The sequence below is a fragment of the Streptomyces sp. NPDC057939 genome (assembly GCF_042887545.1).
Classification (GTDB): Bacteria; Actinomycetota; Actinomycetes; order Streptomycetales; family Streptomycetaceae; genus Streptomyces.
The window spans coordinates 22,140-43,414 of record NZ_JBHVPG010000021.1 but is presented as its reverse complement, the minus strand read 5'-3'; the positions used below and the strand labels follow the sequence as shown (position 1 = coordinate 43,414).

Annotated in this window: 18 protein-coding genes and 1 pseudogene; 14 read left to right on the top strand and 5 right to left on the bottom strand. The window is 71.9% G+C overall.

The features are described from left to right. Positions 1-60 precede the first annotated feature (60 nt). Positions 61-711 (top strand): leucine efflux protein LeuE, encoded by a 651-nt coding sequence (gene leuE, locus ACFVS6_RS22540; RefSeq protein ID WP_389706240.1) that lies wholly within the window; start codon positions 61-63, stop codon positions 709-711. A 61-nt stretch (positions 712-772) separates the two neighbouring features. Here leuE and ACFVS6_RS22535 read toward each other — a convergent pair whose 3' ends face one another. Both ACFVS6_RS22535 and ACFVS6_RS22530 read right to left on the bottom strand, forming a co-directional pair. Then, complete coding sequence (locus ACFVS6_RS22535; RefSeq protein ID WP_389706239.1) at positions 773-2,137, bottom strand: polysialyltransferase family glycosyltransferase; 1,365 nt, start codon at positions 2,135-2,137, stop codon at positions 773-775. Beyond that, on the bottom strand, positions 2,134-3,135 hold the full coding sequence (locus ACFVS6_RS22530) for a glycosyltransferase family 2 protein (protein ID WP_389706237.1): 1,002 nt from the start codon (positions 3,133-3,135) through the stop codon (positions 2,134-2,136). The genes ACFVS6_RS22535 and ACFVS6_RS22530 overlap by 4 nt, the downstream gene beginning before the upstream one ends. 155 nt (positions 3,136-3,290) lie before the next feature. Here ACFVS6_RS22530 and ACFVS6_RS22525 point away from each other — a divergent pair, with 155 nt between their 5' ends. From ACFVS6_RS22525 to ACFVS6_RS22470, 12 genes and pseudogenes are all read left to right on the top strand, one after another. Next, on the top strand, positions 3,291-4,805 hold the full coding sequence (locus ACFVS6_RS22525) for a DUF6716 putative glycosyltransferase (RefSeq protein ID WP_389706236.1): 1,515 nt from the start codon (positions 3,291-3,293) through the stop codon (positions 4,803-4,805). Beyond that, positions 4,802-5,221 (top strand): annotated as a pseudogene (locus tag ACFVS6_RS22520) (cytidylyltransferase domain-containing protein); the annotation flags it as partial. The gene ACFVS6_RS22525 and the pseudogene ACFVS6_RS22520, both read left to right, overlap by 4 nt. A gap of 375 nt (positions 5,222-5,596) precedes the next feature. Then, positions 5,597-6,508 (top strand): N-acetylneuraminate synthase family protein, encoded by a 912-nt coding sequence (locus ACFVS6_RS22515; RefSeq protein WP_389706416.1) that lies wholly within the window; start codon positions 5,597-5,599, stop codon positions 6,506-6,508. Continuing rightward, on the top strand, positions 6,505-7,698 hold the full coding sequence (locus tag ACFVS6_RS22510) for a hypothetical protein (RefSeq protein WP_389706414.1): 1,194 nt from the start codon (positions 6,505-6,507) through the stop codon (positions 7,696-7,698). The genes ACFVS6_RS22515 and ACFVS6_RS22510 overlap by 4 nt, the downstream gene beginning before the upstream one ends. A 137-nt stretch (positions 7,699-7,835) precedes the next feature. Further along, the gene (locus ACFVS6_RS22505; protein ID WP_389706412.1) at positions 7,836-9,092 is read left to right on the top strand and encodes an amidohydrolase; all 1,257 of its coding nucleotides are present in this window, start codon (positions 7,836-7,838) and stop codon (positions 9,090-9,092) included. Positions 9,093-9,454: 362 nt separating this feature from the next. Beyond that, positions 9,455-10,519, top strand: a complete 1,065-nt coding sequence (locus ACFVS6_RS22500) for a BMP family protein (protein WP_389706235.1) — start codon at positions 9,455-9,457, stop codon at positions 10,517-10,519. Between the two features lie 281 nt (positions 10,520-10,800). Then, positions 10,801-12,441 carry an ABC transporter ATP-binding protein gene (locus tag ACFVS6_RS22495; RefSeq protein WP_389706233.1) on the top strand — a complete coding sequence of 547 codons (1,641 nt, stop codon included), beginning with the start codon at positions 10,801-10,803 and terminating at the stop codon, positions 12,439-12,441. Further along, positions 12,438-13,553, top strand: a complete 1,116-nt coding sequence (locus ACFVS6_RS22490) for an ABC transporter permease (RefSeq protein WP_281205671.1) — start codon at positions 12,438-12,440, stop codon at positions 13,551-13,553. Before ACFVS6_RS22495 ends, ACFVS6_RS22490 begins: the two co-directional genes overlap by 4 nt. Continuing rightward, on the top strand, positions 13,550-14,815 hold the full coding sequence (locus ACFVS6_RS22485) for an ABC transporter permease (RefSeq protein ID WP_389706231.1): 1,266 nt from the start codon (positions 13,550-13,552) through the stop codon (positions 14,813-14,815). Before ACFVS6_RS22490 ends, ACFVS6_RS22485 begins: the two co-directional genes overlap by 4 nt. Further along, on the top strand, positions 14,812-15,210 hold the full coding sequence (locus tag ACFVS6_RS22480; protein ID WP_385585496.1) for a cytidine deaminase: 399 nt from the start codon (positions 14,812-14,814) through the stop codon (positions 15,208-15,210). The genes ACFVS6_RS22485 and ACFVS6_RS22480 overlap by 4 nt, the downstream gene beginning before the upstream one ends. Before the next feature lie 105 nt (positions 15,211-15,315). Continuing rightward, complete coding sequence (locus tag ACFVS6_RS22475) at positions 15,316-16,593, top strand: thymidine phosphorylase (RefSeq protein WP_389706229.1); 1,278 nt, start codon at positions 15,316-15,318, stop codon at positions 16,591-16,593. 114 nt (positions 16,594-16,707) lie between these two features. Then, a complete protein-coding gene (locus ACFVS6_RS22470) occupies positions 16,708-17,076 on the top strand; it encodes a hypothetical protein (RefSeq protein WP_389706227.1) in 369 nt (122 codons plus the stop codon). On the opposite strand, the gene ACFVS6_RS22465 is transcribed toward ACFVS6_RS22470, so the two are convergent. The 3 genes from ACFVS6_RS22465 to ACFVS6_RS22455 form a co-directional block, all read right to left on the bottom strand. After that, positions 16,972-17,976 (bottom strand): sigma-70 family RNA polymerase sigma factor, encoded by a 1,005-nt coding sequence (locus tag ACFVS6_RS22465; protein ID WP_389706225.1) that lies wholly within the window; start codon positions 17,974-17,976, stop codon positions 16,972-16,974. The two genes, ACFVS6_RS22470 and ACFVS6_RS22465, sit on opposite strands and share 105 nt — an antisense overlap. 82 nt (positions 17,977-18,058) lie before the next feature. After that, positions 18,059-18,766: a L,D-transpeptidase family protein gene (locus tag ACFVS6_RS22460; protein WP_389706223.1), complete on the bottom strand. Its 708-nt coding sequence runs from the start codon at positions 18,764-18,766 to the stop codon at positions 18,059-18,061. A 144-nt stretch (positions 18,767-18,910) separates the two neighbouring features. Further along, positions 18,911-20,215: an MFS transporter gene (locus tag ACFVS6_RS22455; protein WP_389706221.1), complete on the bottom strand. Its 1,305-nt coding sequence runs from the start codon at positions 20,213-20,215 to the stop codon at positions 18,911-18,913. Between the two features lie 98 nt (positions 20,216-20,313). On the opposite strand from ACFVS6_RS22455, the gene ACFVS6_RS22450 reads away from it, so the two are divergent. Continuing rightward, positions 20,314-21,252 carry a LysR family transcriptional regulator gene (locus ACFVS6_RS22450; protein WP_389706219.1) on the top strand — a complete coding sequence of 313 codons (939 nt, stop codon included), beginning with the start codon at positions 20,314-20,316 and terminating at the stop codon, positions 21,250-21,252. The last annotated feature ends 23 nt before the right edge of the window (positions 21,253-21,275 follow it).

The following is a 21,275-nucleotide window of genomic DNA, read 5'->3' as shown; positions in this document are numbered from 1 at the left end:
CGTACCAACCCGTGAAACCCACTGGCGGTACAGGTGCGTACCTGTGCGACACTCCTGCCCATGCTGGGTGTCACAGACCTTCCTACGTACCTCGCCGGCCTGGTTCTGATCGTTCTGCTGCCGGGCCCGAACTCGCTCTACGTGCTGTCCGTCGCCGCGCGCAGCGGGGTGAAGGAGGGCTACAAGGCGGCCTCCGGGGTGTTCACCGGCGACACGGTCCTCATGGTGCTGACCGCGGCCGGCGCCGGCGCGCTGCTCCAGGCGAGCCCGCTGGTGTTCACCGTCGTCAAGTTCCTCGGCGCCGGATACCTGGGCTGGCTGGCCGTCGGCATGATGCGGGCGGCGTGGGGGATGTGGAAGGACCGCAGGGTCCACCAGGAGGAGTTGCTGGCCGGCGAGGCGCCGGCGGGCGTCGCCGAGCGGCCCTACCGGCGGGCGCTGGTGGTCAGCCTCGTCAACCCCAAGGCGATCCTGTTCCTGCTGTCGTTCTTCGTGCAGTTCGTGGATCCCGGCTACGCGTACCCGGCGCTGTCGTTCCTGCTGCTGGGCGTCGTGTCGCAGCTGGTGAGCCTCCTCTACCTGTCGACCCTGATCTTCACCGGGACCCGGCTGTCGGCCGCCTTCCGCCGCCGCAAGCGCCTCTCGGCCGGGGCGACCTCGGCGGCGGGCGTGCTCTTCCTGGGCTTCGCCGCCAAGCTCGCCACCAGTTGACCGGGCCACCGGACACCGCGAGGCCGCCCTCCGGGCGGCAACGGGACTTCGACGACAGGTTCTAGGAGCGGCCCCCGGCCGGCGCCCCGAACCGGCGCCGCAGGCGGTGCGCCACCCGGCGCACGGCCGGACTGCGGGGCAGGAACGCCAGCCGGGCGGGGATCCCGCCCGGCAGGCCGAGCGCGGTCAGCCGGCGGCGCCCGAAGTAGCGCCGGGTGTCGTCGTCCAGGCTCCGGGTCAGGTAGCGCTCGGCGTCCGCGCGCCGCTCCGCAAGCACCTTCGGCTGCATGGTGAACCCGACCGCGGCGACGAGACCGGGGAGGTCGGCGGGGGCCGCCGCGGGAGCCGTCGCCCCGGCCGCCAGGTCCGGCACCAGCGCGTCCACCAGCGTCAGCGGGATCCGGTTGCTGTTCTGGTACGGGCTCAGACGGGCCAGCACCGCCGCCGTCCCGGTGCGGGCCACCGGGATCCCGTACAGCGCCCGGGCCGTCAGCAGCCCCGTCGAGAAGCAGCCCACCACCAGTGCCGGGCGCAGCTGTTGGTAGAGGGTCTCGGCCAGCACCGGGGCGTCGGGCACCGTCAGGCGCGCCCCGAGGCGCGCGGCCTCCGCCTCCGCCCGTCGGGAGTAGGCCGCGGGGGCGCTGGGATGCGGTTTGAAGACCAGGTCCCGGTGGCCCCGGGCGAAGGCTCCGCGGACCATCTCCACGTGCAGTTCCTCCTCCTCCGCGGGGGACAGCAGCTCCAGCGCGGAGAGGTACTGGCCCAGCAACAGGGCGGGGCCCCCGCCGTCCTCGGCGGCGGCCGGTCGGGGCGGTACGGGGCCCGGTTCCTCGGCCAGCTCCGCCAGCACCTTGAGGACGGCCGGCGTCGGGACCACCTCGGCCGGTACCCCGAACTCGGTCAGCAGCAGCGGCTCCAGACCGGGTACGAGGTCCAGGTGCAGGACGCGCCGCACCCGCATGCCGATCTGCGGGTCCAGCCGGAAGCGGGTCGGGCCATAGGACATCAGCCCGTCCGCGTAGACCTCGACCGCGGCGCCCGGGAAGAGCCGGCACAGGCTCTGCGCGGGCGGCACCTGGAGGGACTCGACGATCAGCTCGACCCGGTCCTCGCCGAGCCCCCACAGGGCGCGCAACTGGCGTTCCCACATCGGGACGTCCTCGGGCCGAGGGGCCCAGACGCTGGGGTGCTGCGGGGCGATGACGGCGTTCCAGTCGAGGACCTCGTCGAAGCGGGTCCGCAGCGCGGCGAAGCCGGGCAGCGCGGGCAGGCCCGGGGTGATCTCGGGGGTGGGGGAGTGGTTGCTGGTCAGCAGGATCCGGCGGGCGGCCGGGGGCAGGGCGCCGGAGTCGAGGGCGGCGGCGAGCGTGGCCGTCCCGTAGAGGGTCGAGGCGAGGAACACCTGGGTCACGCCGGTGCCGTTCACGCGGCGGCTCCCGAGGTCCGGACGGTCCGCCCGGGGCGTGCGGGTGCGCGGCGGCGCAGTTTGCGCAGGAGGGCCGAGCGTTCCGCGTCCATCGAGTCGAGGGCCCGGTCCAGCACCGGCCGGGGCATGCGGCCGAGCGCGTCCGCGCTCATGGCCCTGAGTTTTCCGGCCACGGCCGGTTCGAACCTCTCGATCGAACCGATATGGTGCGCGATAATCGCGCAATACGTTCGAACCGCTTTGTGCATCAGGAGTTCGCATTCCGGGTCGGTGGCCGTGTCGGAGAGGACCTGATCGAATGCGCGAATGAAATCGAGCTGTCGTTCGTCGCCGATCTGCGTCAAGGACGTGGAAATGCCGCGCCGGTAGAAGATCCCGGGCATTCCGACCGCGGCGAAGGAACGCGCCTCCCGGTGCAGTCGCCAGATCCACGGCCGGTCCTCGGCCGTCCGCAACCCGTCGGTGAAGTGCAGCAACCCGCGGTCCAACAGCCGCCGGTGGTACATCCCGGCCCAGGCGTACGCGTAGTCCACGCCGGTGGCCCGCGAGACCGGCAGGATCGCCGCGCGCGGATCGGCCGGCACGCCCTGCGGCCCGTACGGAACGCGCTGCACGCTCCGGGTCCGGCCCGTGACCTGCACGTGGTCGGTCCGGACGAAGTCGCAGCCCAGGGCCTCCATGGCGGCCAACGTGCGGGCGAGGTGACCCGGTTCCAGCCAGTCGTCGCCGTCCAGGAAGGTGACGTACTCCCCGTTGGCCGCGTCGAGGCCGGTGTTGCGCGCCGCCGCCAGCCCGCCGTTGCGGTCCCGTCTCAGGTGCACCGCGCCGGGCAGGGCGGCGGCGGCCCGTTCGAGCAACTCGGGCGTCCCGTCCGTGGATCGGTCGTCGACCAGCAGGAACTCGAAATCCTCGCGGGCGTTCAGTTCGAGACTCTTCAGGGCATCCGGTGCGTATGTCTGCACGTTGTAGAACGGCACGACGACAGAGAGCTTGAGCACCTGCGAGACAATAGGGGGCGGCGCGTCATTCGCCATGGCCCGTACGCGGATTCCATGTGAACGACGAGCGGCGGGCGCGTTAACCCGCACGCTTTCGCATTTCGTCGACGGGTTGTTAACCCACCGTTGTGCGTTCGTTGGGCCGAACACCGGAAATGCGGAATAGCTTCTGCCGGGTGCCAGTGCCACTCAGCAGCAGCCGAGCCGAACTCCGCATCGCCGTCATCGCCGATTCCGACACGCGGTGGAAATGGGGCGCGCTCACGGCCCGCCGCCTCGCCCCGGACCCGGAACACCGTCGGGTCACCGGCTACCTGTTGCGCGGCCGGGCCACCCCCACGCCGCGCCAACTCGGCGAGGTCGGGGTCGCCACCGACGGCCCGCCGACGGAGGTGACCTGCGCGGAGTTCCTCGACGTCCTCGGGCGCGAACGGTTCGACGTGGTCGTCCTCGCCCTCGTCGGCGGCGCCGTCCAGGCCTTCCTGCACGGGGTCCGCGCCCTGTGGCCGGGCCCGGCCGCCCGCCCCGTCCTCGTCACCGGGTACGTCGGGGTCGTCTACGAGAAGCTCGCCGACGGACTGCTGCTGCGGCACGGCGCCGACATCGTCCTCGCCAACTCCCGCCACGACGCGGGCCGCTTCCGCGCCGTGTACGAGGGCGTCGGCGCCGACCCCGGCGCCGTCACCGAGACCGCCCTGCCGTTCCTCGGCGGGGCCCCGTACGCCCCCGTGGGCAGCCGCGCCCACACCGTCGTCTTCGCGGTGCAGCCCTCCGTCCCCGAGAGCCGCGCCGACCGCACGTACCTGCTGCGGCGGGCCGCCGGACACGCCCGGCTCCACCCGGACCGCGAAGTGCTGATCAAACTGCGCAGCAGGCCGGGGGAGCACACCACGCACCTGGAGGAGCACCCCTACCAGCGCCTCGCCGACCGGCTCCCCGGCGGGCTGCCCGCCAACTGCCGCCCGGTCCACGGGAACATGGGCGAGGTCCTGGACGGCGCCGACCTGCTGGTCACGGTGTCCTCCACCGCGGCCCTGGAGTCCCTGCACCGGGGCATCCCGACCGCCGTCCTGACCGACCTCGGCATCCGCGAGGCGCTCGGCAACCACCACTTCATCGGCTCCGGCTGCCTGACCTCGTGGGACCGCCTCGACGAGGGCCTCCTGCCCCGGGCCGACCCCCACTGGCTCGCCGCCCAGGGCGTCACGGCCCACGTGCCGGGTACGGCCCACTCGCCGGGTACGGCTCACTCGTCGGGCGCGGCCCACGTGCCGGGTACGGCCCACTCGCCGGGCGCCGCCCACGTGCCGGGTACGGCTCACCTGCCGGGCCCCGCCCACCCGTCGGGTGACGCCCCGGCGCCCGATGGGGGCCCCGACGCCCACGCCGCCGCCCGGGACCGGCTCGCCGAGCTGCTGGCCCGCGACCGGCTGCCCGCCGTCGCCCCCTACTACACCGCGGCCACCGCGCCCGGGTACCTTCCCGGCATCCTGGCCCGGCACCACCTCGACAGCGACGGGACCCCGCTGCCCGGGGCCGCCCGACAGGCGCCCACCGGGTCCGGGCCGCGCCGTTGGCTCCGCGCCCGACTGCGCGAGACCGCCCGCGGGACCTACCGGCACGGCGTGCAGCGCGTGGCCCCCGTCATCCGCCGGCTGGGGGAGCTGTGAGGGTCCTCGCGGTGATCCCGGCCCGGGGCGGCTCCAAGGGGGTGCCGGGGAAGAACACCGCCCCGGTCGGCGGGGTGCCGCTCGTCGCCCGCGCAGTCCGCGCCTGCCTGGCCGCGCCCACCGTCACCGACGTCGCCGTCTCCACCGACTCCGACGCGGTCGCCGACGCCGCCCGCGCCGCCGGCGCCCGGGTGATCCGCCGCCCGGCCGCGATCTCCGGGGACACCGCGAGCAGCGAGGCCGCGCTCCTGCACGCCCTCGACGCCTTCGAGGCCGCGAACGCCACGGACGACGCGGAGGGGAGCCGCCCCGCGACCGCGACCGTGGACGTCGTCGTCCTGGTCCAGTGCACCAGCCCCTTCCTGACGCCCTCGGACGTCGAGTCCGTGGCCGCCGCCGTCGCGTCCGGGGCGGCCGACTCGGCCCTGACCGCGGCCCCGTTCCACGGGTTCCTCTGGCGCCCCGGAACCGACGGCTCCGGGACGGGGGTCAACCACGACGCCGCGCACCGGCCGCGCCGTCAGGACCGCCCCGCGGAACTGCTGGAGACCGGCGCCGCCTACGCCATGTCCGTACCCGGCTTCCGCGCCGCCGGGCACCGGTTCTTCGGGCGGATCCTGCCCGTCAGCGCCGATCCGGCGCGCGTGCTGGAGATCGACGACCCCCACGACCTCGCCCGGGCCCGGCTCCTCGCCCCCCTCTTCGACACCACCCCCACGGCTGCGGCCGAGCTTCCCGAACCCCCGGCGCCCGCCGGGACCCCGCGCACCGAACGAAGGGCATCCCCCGCCATGACCGTCACCCCCGACTCCCGTCTCCGCGGCTTCGGTTCGCGCACCGCCGGCCCCGGCCGGCCCGTCTACGTCGTCGGCGAGATCGGCATCAACCACAACGGCGACCTCGGCACCGCCTTCGCCCTCGTCGACGCCGCCGCCGAAGCCGGCTGCGACGCCGTCAAGTTCCAGAAGCGCACCCCGGAGATCTGCACCCCGCGCGACCAGTGGGACATCGAACGGGACACGCCCTGGGGGCGGATGACGTACATCGACTACCGCCACCGCGTCGAGTTCGGCGAGGCCGAGTACCTCGCCATCGACGCGCACTGCGCCAAGCGCGGCATCGACTGGTTCGCCTCCCCCTGGGACACAGAGGCCGTCGCCTTCCTGGAGAAGTTCGACCTCCCCGCCCACAAGGTGGCCTCGGCCTGCCTCACCGACGACGACCTGCTGCGCGCCCTGCGCGCCACCGGCCGCACGGTCGTCCTGTCGACCGGCATGTCCACCCCGAAGCAGATCCGGCACGCCGTCGAGGTACTGGGCAGCGACAACATTCTTCTCTGCCACGCCACTTCGACCTATCCGGCCAAGGCCGAGGAGCTCAACCTGCGGGTCATCAACACCCTTCAGGAGGAGTACCCGAACGTCCCGATCGGCTACTCCGGCCACGAGACCGGCCTCCAGACGACCCTGGCCGCCGTCGCCCTCGGCGCCGCCTTCGTCGAACGGCACATCACCCTCGACCGCGCCATGTGGGGCTCCGACCAGGCCGCCTCCGTCGAGCCGGGCGGCCTCACCCGCCTCGTCCGCGACATCCGCACCATCGAGACCGCCCTCGGCGACGGCGTCAAGCGCGTCTACGACTCCGAACTCGGCCCGATGAAGAAGCTCCGCCGGGTCCAGGCCCCGGTCCCGGCAGCCGTCTGACCTCCGCTCCGACCCCGCACCCTGACGAGGAGTACGTGGTGTCCCGCTCAGCCTCCACCCTGGCTTTCGTCGAGAGTCCCGTCCAGCTCCTGAACGTGCTGGAGTGGGCGTACGCCCACGACGCCGCCCCCACCGGCGCGCGCCCGACCGGCGCCGCCCCGCTGCTCGACGCCGTTCCGCCCCAGCGCGACCGCCGCCCCGGCCCGACCCCGGCCGCCGACCCGCCGCGGATCGTGGTGCTGCCGCCGACGGACCCCATGTCCCGGGGCCAGCTGCGCCGGGTCGCCTCCCTCGCCCGCGACGAGGGGTACGACGTCCACTGGCAGGAGGCCCGCGGCGGCTCCGGCGCTCCCCTGAAGGCCCTGGCCTCGCTCGCCGCCGCCGTGCGCGGCGCCGAGCGGATCGTCGTCGGAGATCCGTTCTCCCGCTTCGTGCAGCTCCTCCTGGCCCCGGCCCGGGCCGCCGAACTCGTCGTCGTGGACGACGGCACCGCCACCATGGAGTTCGTCGCCCAACTCGGGCGGGGCGAACGACTGCGCCGTTGGCACCGCACCGGCGGCGGCCCCGCCGCCCGCGCGCGCGAGCTCGTCTACGCGCCGGTGTCCGGTACGGCCCGCCGCCGGCTGACCCCGGGTGCGCGCCGCCGGGTGGAGGTGTTCACGTCGATGCCCGTGGAGGCCCTCCCCGGCATGGAGCTGCGGGTCAACGACTTCGCGTGGACCCGCTCCCGGTTCGGGCCGCCGCGCCTGACCAGGGGCACCGACCTGGTCGGCACCTCCCTGGTGGAGACCGGAGTGGTGGACCCGGCCCGCTACCTGGAGGCGGTGCGCACCCTGACCCGCGAGCACGGCGTGACGCGCTACTTCGCGCACCGCCGGGAATCCCCGGAGAAGCTGCGCGCGCTGAGCGAGGCGGCGGGGCTGGAGATCGTACGGCCGGACCTGCCGCTGGAACTGATCGCCCGGCGGGGTCCGATCGGCCGGACCGTCGTCAGCTTTCCGTCCACGGTCGTCCACACGCTGCCGTACGCCCTGGCCGGTACCGGGGTGACCGTCGCCGTCCGCACCGTCGATCCTGCCTGGCTGACCGAGACGGCCTCGCCGAGGGCCCGCGGCTTCCTCGCCGGGGTCACCGACACCGCCCGCGATGTGCGCAGACTGCCCGCACAGGCCGCTCCCGCGGCCGGATGAGCGCGCGAGTTTACCCCCGGGTGCATCCGATCATGCGTCCAGAGGCGGGGATTCTTTCCCCTGACGGCATGAACTTTTTGTGATCTCCAGCCAGTTGACCCGTTCGTGGGCCTACCCTTCAACGGGTGAACCAGTTGATGTCCCGCGAGTCCCAGACCGCCCTGCCCGGCACGCCCGACCGGCCCGAGCTGCCCGGCAAGCTTCCGGACCACCTGCGTGCCGAACTGATCGCCTTCCGACGGGACTTGCACATGCATCCCGAGCTAGGACACCAGGAGTTCCGCACCACGGCCGCGATCAAGGCCCGGCTGGAGAAGGCCGGCCTGCGCCCCCGCGTGCTGAAGTCCGGCACCGGCCTGATCTGTGACGTGGGGACGTGGGACGGCGTACGGCCCATGTTGGCCCTGCGCGCGGACATCGACGCCCTGCCCATCCCGGACGCCAAGACGCACGTCGCGTACCGCTCGACCGTCCCCGACCGCGCGCACGCCTGCGGCCACGACGTCCACACCGCCGTCGTCCTCGGCGCCGGCCTGGTGCTCGCCGAGCTCGACCGGCAGGGCCTGTTGCCCCGGCCCGTACGGCTGCTGTTCCAGCCCGCCGAGGAGGTGCTGCCGGGCGGGGCGAGCGACGCCATCGAGTCCGGCGTGCTGGACGGAGTCGGCAAGATCATCGCGGTGCACTGCGACCCCCGCGTCGACGCGGGTCGGATCGGGCTGCGTCCCGGCCCGATCACCTCGGCCTGCGACCGCCTGGAGGTCAGCCTCTCCGGCGCCGGCGGCCACACCGCGCGGCCCCACCTGACCACCGACCTGGTGACCGCCGCCGCCCGCGTGGCCGTCGACGTCCCGGCGCTGCTCACCCGCCGGATGGACGCCCGCTCGGGCATGTCGGTCACCTGGGGTCGGATCGAGGCCGGGCACGCCTGCAACGTCATCCCGATGCACGCCGAACTGTCCGGAACCGTTCGCTGCCTGGACCTGGGCGCCTGGCACGAGGCCCCCGACATGATCCATGCGGCGATCGACGAGGTCGCGACCATGCACGGCGCCAAGTTCGAGATCAACCACGTCCGCGGGGTGCCGCCGGTGGTGAACGACCCGGTGGTGACCGAGCTGCTGCGCGAGGCCATGGCGGTCCGCCGGGGCGCCGACGCGGTCGAGGACACCGAGCAGAGCCTGGGCGGCGAGGACTTCTCCTGGTACCTGGAGCACGTCCCGGGTGCCATGGCCCGCCTCGGCACCCGCAAGCCCGGCGACACCACCAAGCGCGACCTGCACCGGGGCGACTTCGACGTGGACGAGTCCGCGATCGGCGTCGGCGTGGAGTTCTTCACCGCCGCCGTCCTCCTCGACGGCCTGCGCGCGGGGGCGACCACGGGCGCGCCCCGCTAGCCGGGCCGGCCGGCCGAAAGGAATCGGTCGAAGGGCCGGTCGTGGGACCGGTGGTTGGTGACCGGTCGCGCGGGACCGGTCGTGGAGTCGCTCGACAGGGGCGTCGATCGGCCCTCCGGCGCCCTCCGGCCGGACCGCGGCCGGAGGTCTCTACAACAACCGCCGGAGATCCGGTGGAGGTGTCCAGCCCTTGGTACGCAAGGGCTGGACCATGACCCAGTTACCGATCGGTCACTGTCCGGTTCGCGACGATCCGATAACGACTCATGAACGGGCCTTTAACTGACATCTACGCGCGTTACGATCGCCGCGAAACCAGCGCCGGTCGTGGCGCTTCGGTCAGGTTTTGAAGGAGCCTCCCCTTGCGCCGGATCACCAGGATCGCCACCGTGGGCATCGCGTCCGCGGCGCTGGCCCTCTCGGCCACCGCCTGTGGCGGTAAGAAGTCCTCGGACAGCACCTCCCCCTCGTCGAGCTCCGGCTCCTCCGAGGCCAGTGCCGCCATCGCGTACGACATCGGTGGCCGCGGCGACCAGTCGTTCAACGACGCCGCCTTCGCGGGCCTCGAAAAGGCCGAGAAGGAACTGAAGATCAAGGGCGCCGAGGCGGAGCCCACGGACGGCGAGGGCGAGGCCGACAAGGTCCAGCGCCTCACCGAGCTGGCCCGCAAGGGCAACAACCCGGTCATCGGCGTCGGTTTCGCCTACGGTCCGGCCATCAAGAAGGTCGCCCCGAAGTTCCCGAACACCACGTTCGGCATCATCGACGACACCTCGGTGCAGGACAAGAACGTCGCCAACCTGGTCTTCAACGAGGAGCAGGGCTCCTACCTGGCCGGCGTCGCCGCCGCCAAGGTCTCGAAGACCGGCACGGTCGGCTTCATCGGCGGCGTCGAGGTTCCGCTGATCAAGAAGTTCCAGGCGGGCTTCGAGCAGGGCGTCAAGGACACCAACCCGAACGCCAAGGTGCTCAGCACCTACCTGACCCAGCCGCCGAACTTCGACGGCTTCGCCAAGCCCGACCTGGGCAAGGCCGCCGCGCAGGGCCAGATCGACGGCGGCGCCGACGTGGTCTACGCGGCCGCGGGCCTCGCCGGCTCCGGTGCCATCGAGGCCGCTTCGGCCAAGGGCAAGTGGGCCATCGGCGTCGACTCCGACCAGTACAACCAGGCCGGTCTGTCGAAGTACAAGAACGCCATCCTGACCTCGGTCACGAAGGACGTCTCCGACTCCGTCTTCGACCTGATCAAGTCGGTCAAGGACGGCAAGCCGACCACCGGTGAGATCCGCTACGGCCTGGACAAGGACGGCGTCGGCCTGGCCGACTCCAACCCGGAGTACAAGAAGATGACCGAGGTCATCACCGCGGTGGACAAGGCCAAGGCCGACATCATCGCCAAGAAGATCACCGTCAAGACCACCCCGTAGGGTTCGGTCCGACAGTCCTTCGTGGTTTCCGGGGTTCGGGAAGCGGTCTTCGCCGCTCCCGGGCCCCGCACCTCGTCGGACACGTTCCGTGTTCACTCGTGGCCAGTTGGTCGCAAGTTTTCACTTTCGACAGTGCTACGCGCGTAGAGGCATCGGGGACGCGATACCGTCCAGCTCCCGCCCACCCGCCCGGCCGATCGACCGCCCTGTCCCCCCCCTGCCTCCAGCTCCTTCCGCGCCAAGGAGAGTGCGTCATCAACGCGTCCAGCCCGCCCCCCGCCGTGGAACTGCACGGCATCACCAAGCGTTTCCCCGGCGTCGTCGCCAACAAAGACATCGCGATCACCGTTCGCAAGGGCACCGTCCATGCCCTGATCGGCGAGAACGGCGCCGGCAAGTCGACCCTGATGAAGATCCTCTACGGCATGCAGAAGCCGGACGAGGGAACCATCGCGATCGACGGGGAACAGGTCACCTTCTCCAGCCCCGGCGACGCCATCGCGCGCGGGATCGGCATGGTGCACCAGCACTTCATGCTCGCCGACAACCTCACCGTCCTGGAGAACGTGGTTCTCGGCGGCGAGAAGCTCTACGGCATCGGCTCCAAGGCCCGCAAGAAGATCCTGGAGATCTCGAAGGCCTACGGCCTCGGCGTGCGCCCCGACGCCCTGGTCGAAGACCTCGGCGTCGCGGACCGACAGCGCGTGGAGATCCTCAAGGTCCTCTACCGCGGCGCGCGGATCCTCATCCTCGACGAGCCGACCGCCGTGCTCGTGCCGCAGGAGGTGGACGCCCTCTTCGACAACCTGCGCGAGCTCAAGTCCGAAGGCCTGACGGTCATCTTCATCTCGCACAAGCTGGGCGAGGTCAAGAAGGTCGCCGACGACATCACCGTCATCCGGCGCGGCACCACGGTCGGCACCGCCGACCCGAAGACCGCCACCACCAAGCAGCTCGCCGAGCTGATGGTCGGCGCGGAACTGCCCTCGCCGGAGACCCGCGAGTCGACCGTGACGACCGTCCCGATGCTGACGGTGTCGAACCTGACCGTCGCCGCGGGCGACGTCGTCTCCGCCGAGCCGGAGACCATGACGGGCGCGGACCCGGAGGACTCCTCCCTGCGCGAGCACACCGCGGTGGGACGCCTCCTGCTGGACGACGTCAGCTTCACCATCCACAAGGGCGAGATCCTCGGGATCGCCGGCGTCGAGGGCAACGGCCAGACCGAGCTCATCGAGTCGCTCATGGGCATGAGCGCCGCCGACGACGGCGTCATCACCCTGGACGGCCGGGACATCACCAAGGACACGGTGCGCAAGCGCCGCGTGGGCGGGATCGGTTACATCCCCGAGGACCGCCACCGGCACGGCCTGCTGCTGGAGTCCCCGCTGTGGGAGAACCGCATCCTGGGCCACGTCACCGAGGCGCCGAACTCCAAGAACGGCATCCTCGACCCGAAGGCCGCGCGCAAGGACACCGAGCGGATCGTGCGCGAGTACGACGTCCGCACGCCCGGCATCGACGTCACGGCCTCCTCGCTCTCCGGCGGCAACCAGCAGAAGCTGATCGTCGGCCGCGAGATGAGCCACAACCCGAAGTTCCTCATCGCCGCCCACCCCACCCGCGGCGTGGACGTCGGTGCGCAGGCGCAGATCTGGGACGCGATCCGCGAGGCCCGCCGCGAGGGCCTGGCCGTCCTGCTGATCTCCGCGGACCTGGACGAGCTGATCGGCCTGTCCGACACCCTGCGCGTGATCTACCGCGGCCGCCTGGTCGCGGACGCCGACCCCGCCACCGTGACCCCGGAAGAGCTCGGCACCGCCATGACGGGCGCCGCCTCCGGGCACCTGGAAGCCACCGACAACCACTCCGCCGCCGGTACCGACGCGGGTACCGCTGCACCGGAGGACGAGGCCCGATGAAGAAATTCGACAAGGACCGGCTGCTCCTCGGCTTCGCCGGGCCCGTGCTCGCCCTGGTGAGCGCCTTCCTGCTGACCGTGATCGTGCTGGCCGCGACGGGCATCGACCCGATCGAGCCGCTGCGCCTCATGGTGGAGAACGCCGGCTACGAGGACGTCCAGGTCCTGATCCTGAACCAGGCCGGCACGTACTACCTGGCAGCCCTGGCCGTGGCCATCGGCTTCCGGATGAACCTCTTCAACATCGGCGTCGACGGCCAGTACCGCCTCGCCGCGATGGTCTCCGCCGTGGTCGGCACCGCCGTCGCGCTGCCCGGTCCGCTGCACATCCTGCTGATCGTGGTCGTCGCCATGCTCACCGGTGCGTTCTGGGCCGGCATCGCGGGCGTGCTCAAGGCCAAGCGCGGCGTCAGCGAGGTCGTCTCCACGATCATGCTGAACGCCATCGCGACCAGCCTGATCGCCTGGCTGATCCTGCCGACGAACCTGGGCGTCCAGCCCGAGGGCTCCAACGACCTGACGACCGGCGACATCGCGCAGTCCGGTTGGTTCCCGGCCCTGACGATCGGTGACGGCCTGGAGGTCTACGGCTTCACGTTCGTGGCCTTCGCGCTCGGCATCGTCTACTGGTTCGTCCTCAACCGCACCCGCTTCGGCTTCGACCTGCGCGCCACCGGCGCCAGCGAGTCCGCCGCCCAGGCCTCCGGTGTGGACGCCAAGAAGATGATCATCACCTCGATGCTCATCTCGGGCGCGGTCGCGGGCCTGTCCGGCATGCCGCAGCTGCTGGGCGAGACCCACACGTACAACCTGTCCTTCCCGGTGGGCGTCGGCTTCACCGGCATCACCATCGCGCTGCTCGGCCGCAACAGCCCGGTCGGCATCCTCTTCGCCGCGTTCCTGATGGCCTTCATCGACAAGGCCTCGGCCTCGCTCGACACCGAGGGATACGCGAAGGAGATCGGCACGATCATGAAGGGCCTGATCGTGATCGCGGTCGTCGTCTCGTACGAACTCGTCCGCCGCTACGGAATCCGCCGCCAGCAGCAGAAGGTCGGCGCGGAACTGGCCGCGGGCCACGCCATCAAGACCGACAAGGAGGTCGCGGCGTGAGCACCAGCACCGTTTCCGCGAAATCCGCCGCCCCGAAGAAGCCGGGCGGCCGCAAGAAGCTCACCCTGCCCTGGATCATGCTGATCATCGCGGGCGGGCTCGCGCTGGTCTCCCTGGTCCGCCTGATCAGCGGTGCCAATGACCTGACCTCGGTCGGCCAGGTCTCCGGCGCCCTCTCCCTCGCGGTCCCGATCGGCCTCGCCGGCCTCGGCGGTCTGTGGGCCGAGCGCGCGGGCGTCGTCAACATCGGCCTCGAAGGCATGATGATCCTCGGCACCTGGTTCGGTGCCTGGGCCGGTTACCAGTGGGGCCCGTGGACCGGCGTCCTCGTCGGCATCGCCGGCGGCGCCATCGGCGGCCTGCTGCACGCGATCATCACGGTCACCTTCAACGTCAACCACATCGTCTCCGGTGTGGCCATCAACATCCTGGCGCTGGGCTTCACCCAGTACCTGTCGAACTTCACGTTCGCCGAGGCGGAGGGCGGCTCCTCCAAGCAGTCGCCGCGCGTCGAGGAGATCTACAAGATCACGGTGCCGGGGCTGTCCGACTGGATGAAGGACCTCCAGGGCAAGCACTGGTTCTTCGTCTCCGACCTCGCCGGCGTCATCGGCGGCCTGGTCACCGAGCTGTCGCTGCTGACCGTCGTCGCGCTGCTGTTGATCCCCGGCACCTGGTGGGTGCTGTGGCGCACCACCTTCGGCCTGCGGCTGCGCTCCTGCGGTGAGAACCCCGTCGCCGCCGAGTCGCTCGGCGTCAACGTCTACAAGTACAAGTACATCGCCGTGATCGTCTCGGGCGGCCTCGCCGGCCTCGGCGGCGCGTTCCTGTCGATCGTCGCCAGCCCCATCTACCAGGAGGGGCAGACCGGCGGCCGCGGCTACATCGGTCTCGCCGCGATGATCTTCGGTAACTGGATGCCGGGCGGCATGGCGCTGGGCGCGGGCCTCTTCGGCTTCACCGACAGCCTCAAGCTGCGCGGCGGCGCGGAGAACGTCCACGCCATGCTGCTGCTGGTCGCGATCCTGCTCACGCTCCTCCTCGCCTGGCAGCTGTACAAGAAGAAGTACGTCCAGGCCGGCGTCTCGGGTGCCTTCGCCGTGCTGCTGTACCTCTGGTACGCCTTCACGGACGCGGTGCCGAGCCAGTTCGTGGACGCCGCCCCGTACCTGACGACGCTCTTCGTGCTCGTCCTGTCGGCGCAGCGCCTGCGGATGCCCAAGGCGGACGGCATGCCGTACCGCAAGGGTCAGGGCAAGTGACCCCGCCCCAGGCAGCGGACTGGGAAGCCCTGCGGACCTACGCCCGGGACGCGATGACCCGGGCGTACGCCCCCTACTCGGGCTTCCCGGTCGGCGTCGCGGCCCTGGTGGACGACGGCCGCGTCGTGACCGGCTGCAACGTCGAGAACGCCAGCTACGGCCTCGGTCTGTGCGCCGAGTGCGGTCTGGTCTCCTCGCTCCACGCCACGGGCGGCGGCCGGCTCACGCACTTCACGTGCGTGGACGGCAAGGGCGAGATCCTCGTCCCGTGCGGACGCTGTCGCCAGCTGCTGTTCGAGTTCGGCGGGCCGGAGCTGCTCGTCGAGACGCCGGACGGGATCCTGCCGCTGAGCGCGATGCTCCCGCAGGCCTTCGGGCCCGACCACCTGAGATAGCCGTGCCGACGGCCCTCCGCCCCCGCCGGGGCGGAGGGCCGTCGGTTTCTCCTGCTCCACGTTCCAACCCCCCTCATCTCTATGCGCGTAGAAGGAAGTCACCTCATGGACGTCATCTCCGTCATCCGGACCAAGCGGGACCGCGGTGAGCTGAGCCCCGAGCAGATCGACTGGGTCATCGACGCGTACACGCGCGGTGTCGTCGCCGACGAGCAGATGTCGGCGCTGGCGATGGCCATCCTGCTGAACGGCATGAACCGGGCCGAGATCGCCCGCTGGACCGCCGCGATGATCGCCTCCGGCGAGCGGATGAACTTCGACTCCCTCTCCCGTCCGACCGCCGACAAGCACTCCACCGGCGGCGTCGGCGACAAGATCACCCTCCCGCTCGCCCCGCTCGTCGCCGCCTGCGGCGCGGCCGTGCCGCAGCTGTCGGGCCGCGGCCTCGGCCACACCGGCGGCACCCTCGACAAGCTGGAGTCCATCCCCGGCTGGCGCGCGCTGCTGTCCAACGAGGAGATGCTGAACGTCCTCGACACGACCGGCGCCGTCATCTGCGCGGCGGGCGACGGCCTGGCCCCGGCGGACAAGAAGCTCTACGCCCTGCGCGACGTCACCGGCACCGTCGAGGCCATCCCGCTGATCGCCTCCTCGATCATGTCGAAGAAGATCGCCGAGGGCACGGGCTCGCTCGTCCTCGACGTCAAGGTCGGTTCCGGCGCCTTCATGAAGAACATCGAGGACGCGCGCGAGCTCGCCTCCACGATGGTGGCCCTCGGCACCGACAGCGGCGTCAAGACGATCGCCCTCCTCACGGACATGTCCACCCCGCTCGGCCTCACCGCCGGCAACGCGCTGGAGATCCGCGAGTCCGTCGAGGTCCTCGCCGGCGGCGGCCCGTCCGACGTCGTCGAGCTGACCCTGGCCCTGGCCCGCGAGATGCTCGAAGCCGCCGGGATCAAGGACGCCGACCCGGCGAAGGCCCTGGCCGACGGCTCCGCGATGGACGTGTGGCGCCGGATGATCTCCGCCCAGGGCGGCGACCCGGACGCGGCCCTGCCCGTCGCCCGCGAGCAGCACGTCGTCACCGCCTCCGCCTCGGGAGTCCTGACCCGCCTCGACGCGTACGCCGTCGGCGTCGGCGCCTGGCGCCTGGGCGCCGGCCGCGCCCGCAAGGAGGACCCGGTCCAGGCCGGCGCCGGCATCGAGCTGCACGCCAAGCCCGGCGACACGGTCACCGCGGGCCAGCCCCTGATGACCCTGCACACGGACACCCCGGAGAAGTTCGAGTACGCCCTTGCCTCCCTGGAGGGCTCCTACGACGTGGCCCCGGCCGGCACGGCCTTCCAGGCCACCCCGATCGTCCTGGACCGCATCGCCTGACCTGGCGGCTTCCCCCTTCGCGCGAACGGGACCGGTGGACACCCACCGGTCCCGTTCGGCTTCGGGCCGGACACCTCCGCCCTCCCCGCGCGGCGGCGCGGGCGCCCGCCGCCGATGAGTTCGCCCGCCCCCGGCAGTCACCCCTGCGTGGAGATCATGCGACTCGTCCTGCCCGGCCCCGGCCCGGCCCCCCAGGACGTGGCCGGGCTGTGCGCCCGCCTGGAGCTGCTGTACGAGGCCGGCGCGGTCGCGGTGGTGTGCGACGCCGGGGCCGTCACCGCCCCGGGCCTGGGCGCCGTCGAGGCGCTGGCCCGGCTGCGGCTCACCGCCCGCGACCGCCCGTTCCGGGTCACCGGAGCGGGCCCGCCGCTACGCGGTCTACTGGGCCTCGTCGGTCTCGTCGAGCTGCTCGGGGAGCCCGAAGAGCGGGAACCACCGGGCGGTGTCCAGGAAGGCGTTCAGCCCGACGATCCGCCCCTGTGAGACCTCCAGCACCTGGAGCGCCCACGGCGTGTGCCCCTTCCCCGAGGGGTCCGGCCGGTACTGGCCGAACGCCGGCATGCCGTTCGCCGTCGTCGGTATCAGCCGGGAGCCCTTGCAGCCGATGCCCTGGTTCAGGTGCCACGCCGCGATCTCCGCGGGCCCCTGGAGCCACAGGTCGAACGGCGGCATCGACAGCACCGCGTCCTCGTGCAGCAGGGTGGTGAGCCGGGAGATGTCGTACGCCTCGAAGGCGGACAGGTACTGCTCCAGCAGCTTCGCCTGGTCCGTGTCCAGTGGGTCCACCGACTCGGTCTCGCGGATCCGCTGATCGGCCAGCGTCGCCCGGGCCCGCTGGAGCGCGCTGTTGACGGAGGCCACCGTGGTGTCCAGGAGCCGGGCGACCTCGTCGGCCTTCCAGGCCAGCACCTCGCGCAGGATCAGCACGGCCCGCTGCTTGGCGGGCAGGTGCTGGAGCGCGGCGACGAACGCCAGTCGGACGGACTCCTTGGCCAGTGCCATCTCCGCCGGGTCGGCGGTGTGCGGCAGCACCCGCCCGTCGGGCACCGGCTCCAGCCAGGTCACCTCGGGCCGCTCGCCGAGCACGGCGGAGGCCTGGTGCTGCGGGGCGGTGAGGTCCATCGGGCGGGCCCGCTTGTTCCCGGCGCTCAGCAGGTCCAGGCAGACGTTCGTGGCGATCCGGTACAGCCACGAGCGCAGCGAGGAGCGGCCCTCGAACTTGTCGAAGCCGCGCCAGGCGCGGATGTACGTGTCCTGCACCGCGTCCTCGGCGTCGAAGGACGAGCCGAGCATCCGGTAGCAGTATCCGGTCAGTTCCACCCGGTAGCGGTCCATCGCGGCGTCGAGGTCCGCTTCCGGTGGTGTCGTCGCGAGGTCACTCATGGCTGCCGTCCCCAGAAGGATTCCGATGCTTCGGAAACTACCCGAGGGCACCGACAACGGCAGCCGCGAGCGACCGTGCGGATCAGGTTCCGGGCTTGCGCCCGTACACGTACACGTCCTCACCGTTGCCCAACATGCTCCAGTACGCCTTGGCGTCGGCGGTGGTCATGTTGACGCAGCCGCCCGACCCCGGCGGGTTCCACATGCTCTTGGGCGTGGAGTGGAAGGCGATCCCGCCGTCGAAGAACTGCGAGTACGGCATCGCGACGTTGTAGAGCGTCGACCAGTGGTTGATGCTGCGGTAGTAGATCTTCTTCAGGCCGGTCCGCGTCGGGGTTTCGGCCTTGCCCGTGCGCACGGGCACCGGCCCGTACTTCAGCGTCGCGCCGTCCTGGATCCAGGTCAGCTGCCGGGTCAGGTCGACGCAGGCGATCCGGCCCAGGTTGGTCGGGCACTTCCTGTCGGCGTTCGGGTTCTTCCCCGCCGCCCGCTGGGCCAGCATCGTGTTCATCGTCTGCCAGGTCAGCGGTCCCGCGTACCCCGCGGTGGGGGTGATTCCGTGGGTCGCCTGGAAGGACTTGATGGCGTTGCAGTCGGCCGCCGACTGCACGCCGTCCACCGGCCTGCCCAGGAACTGTTCCACCTGCCTCTGGTACGGCCCGGTGGTCACGTTGCAGGAAGCGGCCTGCGCCGCCCCACCGCCCGCCACCACCAGCGGCGCGGCCAGTGCCAACGCCCCACCGAACACCACTGCAGCCCGTCTTTTCGCACGCGTGCGTATCGCGGCCATTCACCCTCCCCTGTCCTGCACCGCATATTGGGGGATGCGGGCCCGCAAAGACAGGGGAAGTTGTGTAACGACCTGGGATTTCCCGGCGCCGACCGCACCGGGACCCCTTTTGTCTCCTCCTGGCCCCTCCAGGCACCTCCCGCCTCAGCGTGCGGTCGCCGCCGAGAGCAGGATCCGCCGCTCGACGCGGGCCGCGTGGGACCCGTAGAGGGTGATCGAGGCGACGCCCACCACCGCGAGCAGCGCGATGCCGACCGTGGCCGCCCATCCGGAGGAGTGGTAGGCCAGCGCGCCCAGCGTGCCGCCCGCGCTGGATCCCAGGTAGTACGCGGACTGGTAGAGGGCGGAGGCCTGGGCGCGGCCCGTCCGCGCCGTCCGGCTGACCGCGGCGGAGGCCACCGCGTGGCCCGCGAAGAACCCCGCCGTGATCAGCACCAGACCCACCAGGATCGCGGCCAGCGAGTCCGCGAGGGACAGCAACAGGCCCAGGGCCGTCGTCGTCACGGCCAGGTACAGCGCGCCGCGCCGCCCGGTGCGGGCCACCAGCTTCCCGGCGGCCGCCGAGGAGACCGTACCGACCAGGTAGACCAGGAACACGGAGCCGACGACGCCCTGCCCCAGCGAGAACGGCGCGTCCACCAGCCGGTAGCCGATCACCGTGTACACCGCGCCGAAGACGGTCATGAACAGCGCGCCGATCCCGTACAGCCGCAGCAGCAGCGGATCGCGCAGGTGACCGGCGACGGTACGTCCCACCGCACGCGGGTTCAACGAGGCCGGCCGGAAGAACCGGGCCCGGGGCAGCAGCACGAGGAAGGCCACCGCGCAGGCCAGCGCCATCAGCCCGACGGTCAACAGCCCGGCCCGCCACCCCCACAGCTGCGCCGCCCAGCCGGTGACGATGCGACCGCTCATCCCGCCGATGGAGTTCCCCGCCACGAACAGGCCGATCGCGCCGACCAGCGCCTTCGGCCGGACCTCCTCCGCCAGGTACGCCATCGCGGAGGCCGGGATGCCGGCGATCGCCGCACCCTGCACCGCGCGGAGCACGACCAGCCACTCCAGGTTCGGCGCGAACGGCACCAGCAGGCCGACGCCGACGGCCAGCACCATCGACCAGGTCATCATCCGGGTCCGTCCGAACCGCTCGGACAGCGCGCTGAGCGGCAGGACGAACAGGGCGAGGGCGCCGGTGGCCGCGGAAACCGTCCAGCTGGCCTGACCCGCCGTCACGCCGAACCCGGCGGAGATCGCGGGCAGCAGGGCCTGGGTGGAGTAGAGGAGGGCGAAGGTCGCCAGTCCCGCGGCGAAGAGCGCCAGGCTCATCCGGCGGTAGCCGGGGCGGCCGGGGGAGAGGGGCCCGTCCGCGGTGTCGGGGGCGGGCGCGAGCGGGGACGACAGGGTGGAGGCACCCGAGGTGACGGGTGCCCCGGTATGAGCGGGAGGCATACGAAAACCGTAGGCCCGACTTTTTGATGCGTCCAATGCACAGATTCGCCATAATCGATCCACTCACGCATCACCACAGCTCAGGGCGGCGGATGTCAATGAACCGTTACGAAGAAGACATGGCCGTGACACGCCAGCTGGCCCCCCGGCTCGCCCATTTCGTGGCCGTCGCCCGGCACGAGCACGTCACGCGCGCCGCGCACGAGCTGGGCGTTCCCCAGTCCACCCTGTCGCGGGCCATGGTCCGCCTCGAACAGGACCTGGGCGTCACGCTGTTCGCCCGCAAGGGCCGCACCGTCGCCCTCACCACGGCCGGCCGGACCTTCCTGGCCTCCGCCGAACAGGCCCTCGAAGGGATCGCGCGCGCCGCCGAGTCCGTGCAGCAGGACGCCGACCCTGCCTTCGGCAAGGTCGCGTTCGGGTTCCTGCACACCCTGGGGCCCGAAACCGTGCCCGGACTGATCCGTGCCTTCCGGTCCGACCACCCCCGCGTGCGGTTCTCCCTCGTGCAGAACTACGGCGAGGCCATGCTGGAGAAGCTGCGGGCCGGTGAGCTCGACCTCTGCCTCACCTCACCGCTGCCCGACGCCCCCGACCTGGTGGCCCGCCGGCTCGACGAGCAGCGGCTGCGCCTGGTCGTCCCGGACGACCACCGCCTCGCCGGACGCAAGCGCGTCCGGCTGGCCGAGGCCGCCGAGGAAACCTTCGTCACCCTCGAAGCGGGCTACGGCCTGCGCCGCATCACCGACGACCTGTGCGCGGAGGCCGGCTTCGCCCCCAAGGTCGCCTTCGAGGGCGAGGAGGCCGAAACCCTGCGCGGCCTCGTCGCGGCCGGCCTGGGGGTGGCCCTGTTGCCCCCGCCGGCGGTGCCCCGACCGGGCGTGGTCGAGCTGACGGTCACGGCCCCGCGCGCGGTGCGCGAGATCGGCGTCGCCTGGCTCGACGGACACCCGGACACCCCGCCCGTCGCGGAGTTCAAGCGCTTCCTGCTGTCCCGGCGCGGCCGCCTGATCGTGGAGCCGGAGCCCCCGGCCTGACCGCGGACGCCCCTCCCGGCCGC

Coding starts and splice junctions, on each gene's coding strand:
- ACFVS6_RS22505 (WP_389706412.1), top strand. CDS start 7,836: ATGTCCCGCGAGTCCCAGACCGCCCTGCCCGGCACGCCCGACCGGCCC.
- ACFVS6_RS22470 (WP_389706227.1), top strand. CDS start 16,708: ATGAGTTCGCCCGCCCCCGGCAGTCACCCCTGCGTGGAGATCATGCGA.
- ACFVS6_RS22450 (WP_389706219.1), top strand. CDS start 20,314: ATGAACCGTTACGAAGAAGACATGGCCGTGACACGCCAGCTGGCCCCC.
- ACFVS6_RS22525 (WP_389706236.1), top strand. CDS start 3,291: ATGCGGAATAGCTTCTGCCGGGTGCCAGTGCCACTCAGCAGCAGCCGA.
- ACFVS6_RS22490 (WP_281205671.1), top strand. CDS start 12,438: ATGAAGAAATTCGACAAGGACCGGCTGCTCCTCGGCTTCGCCGGGCCC.
- ACFVS6_RS22515 (WP_389706416.1), top strand. CDS start 5,597: ATGACCGTCACCCCCGACTCCCGTCTCCGCGGCTTCGGTTCGCGCACC.
- ACFVS6_RS22465 (WP_389706225.1), bottom strand. CDS start 17,976: ATGAGTGACCTCGCGACGACACCACCGGAAGCGGACCTCGACGCCGCG.
- ACFVS6_RS22460 (WP_389706223.1), bottom strand. CDS start 18,766: ATGGCCGCGATACGCACGCGTGCGAAAAGACGGGCTGCAGTGGTGTTC.
- leuE (WP_389706240.1), top strand. CDS start 61: ATGCTGGGTGTCACAGACCTTCCTACGTACCTCGCCGGCCTGGTTCTG.
- ACFVS6_RS22455 (WP_389706221.1), bottom strand. CDS start 20,215: ATGCCTCCCGCTCATACCGGGGCACCCGTCACCTCGGGTGCCTCCACC.
- ACFVS6_RS22475 (WP_389706229.1), top strand. CDS start 15,316: ATGGACGTCATCTCCGTCATCCGGACCAAGCGGGACCGCGGTGAGCTG.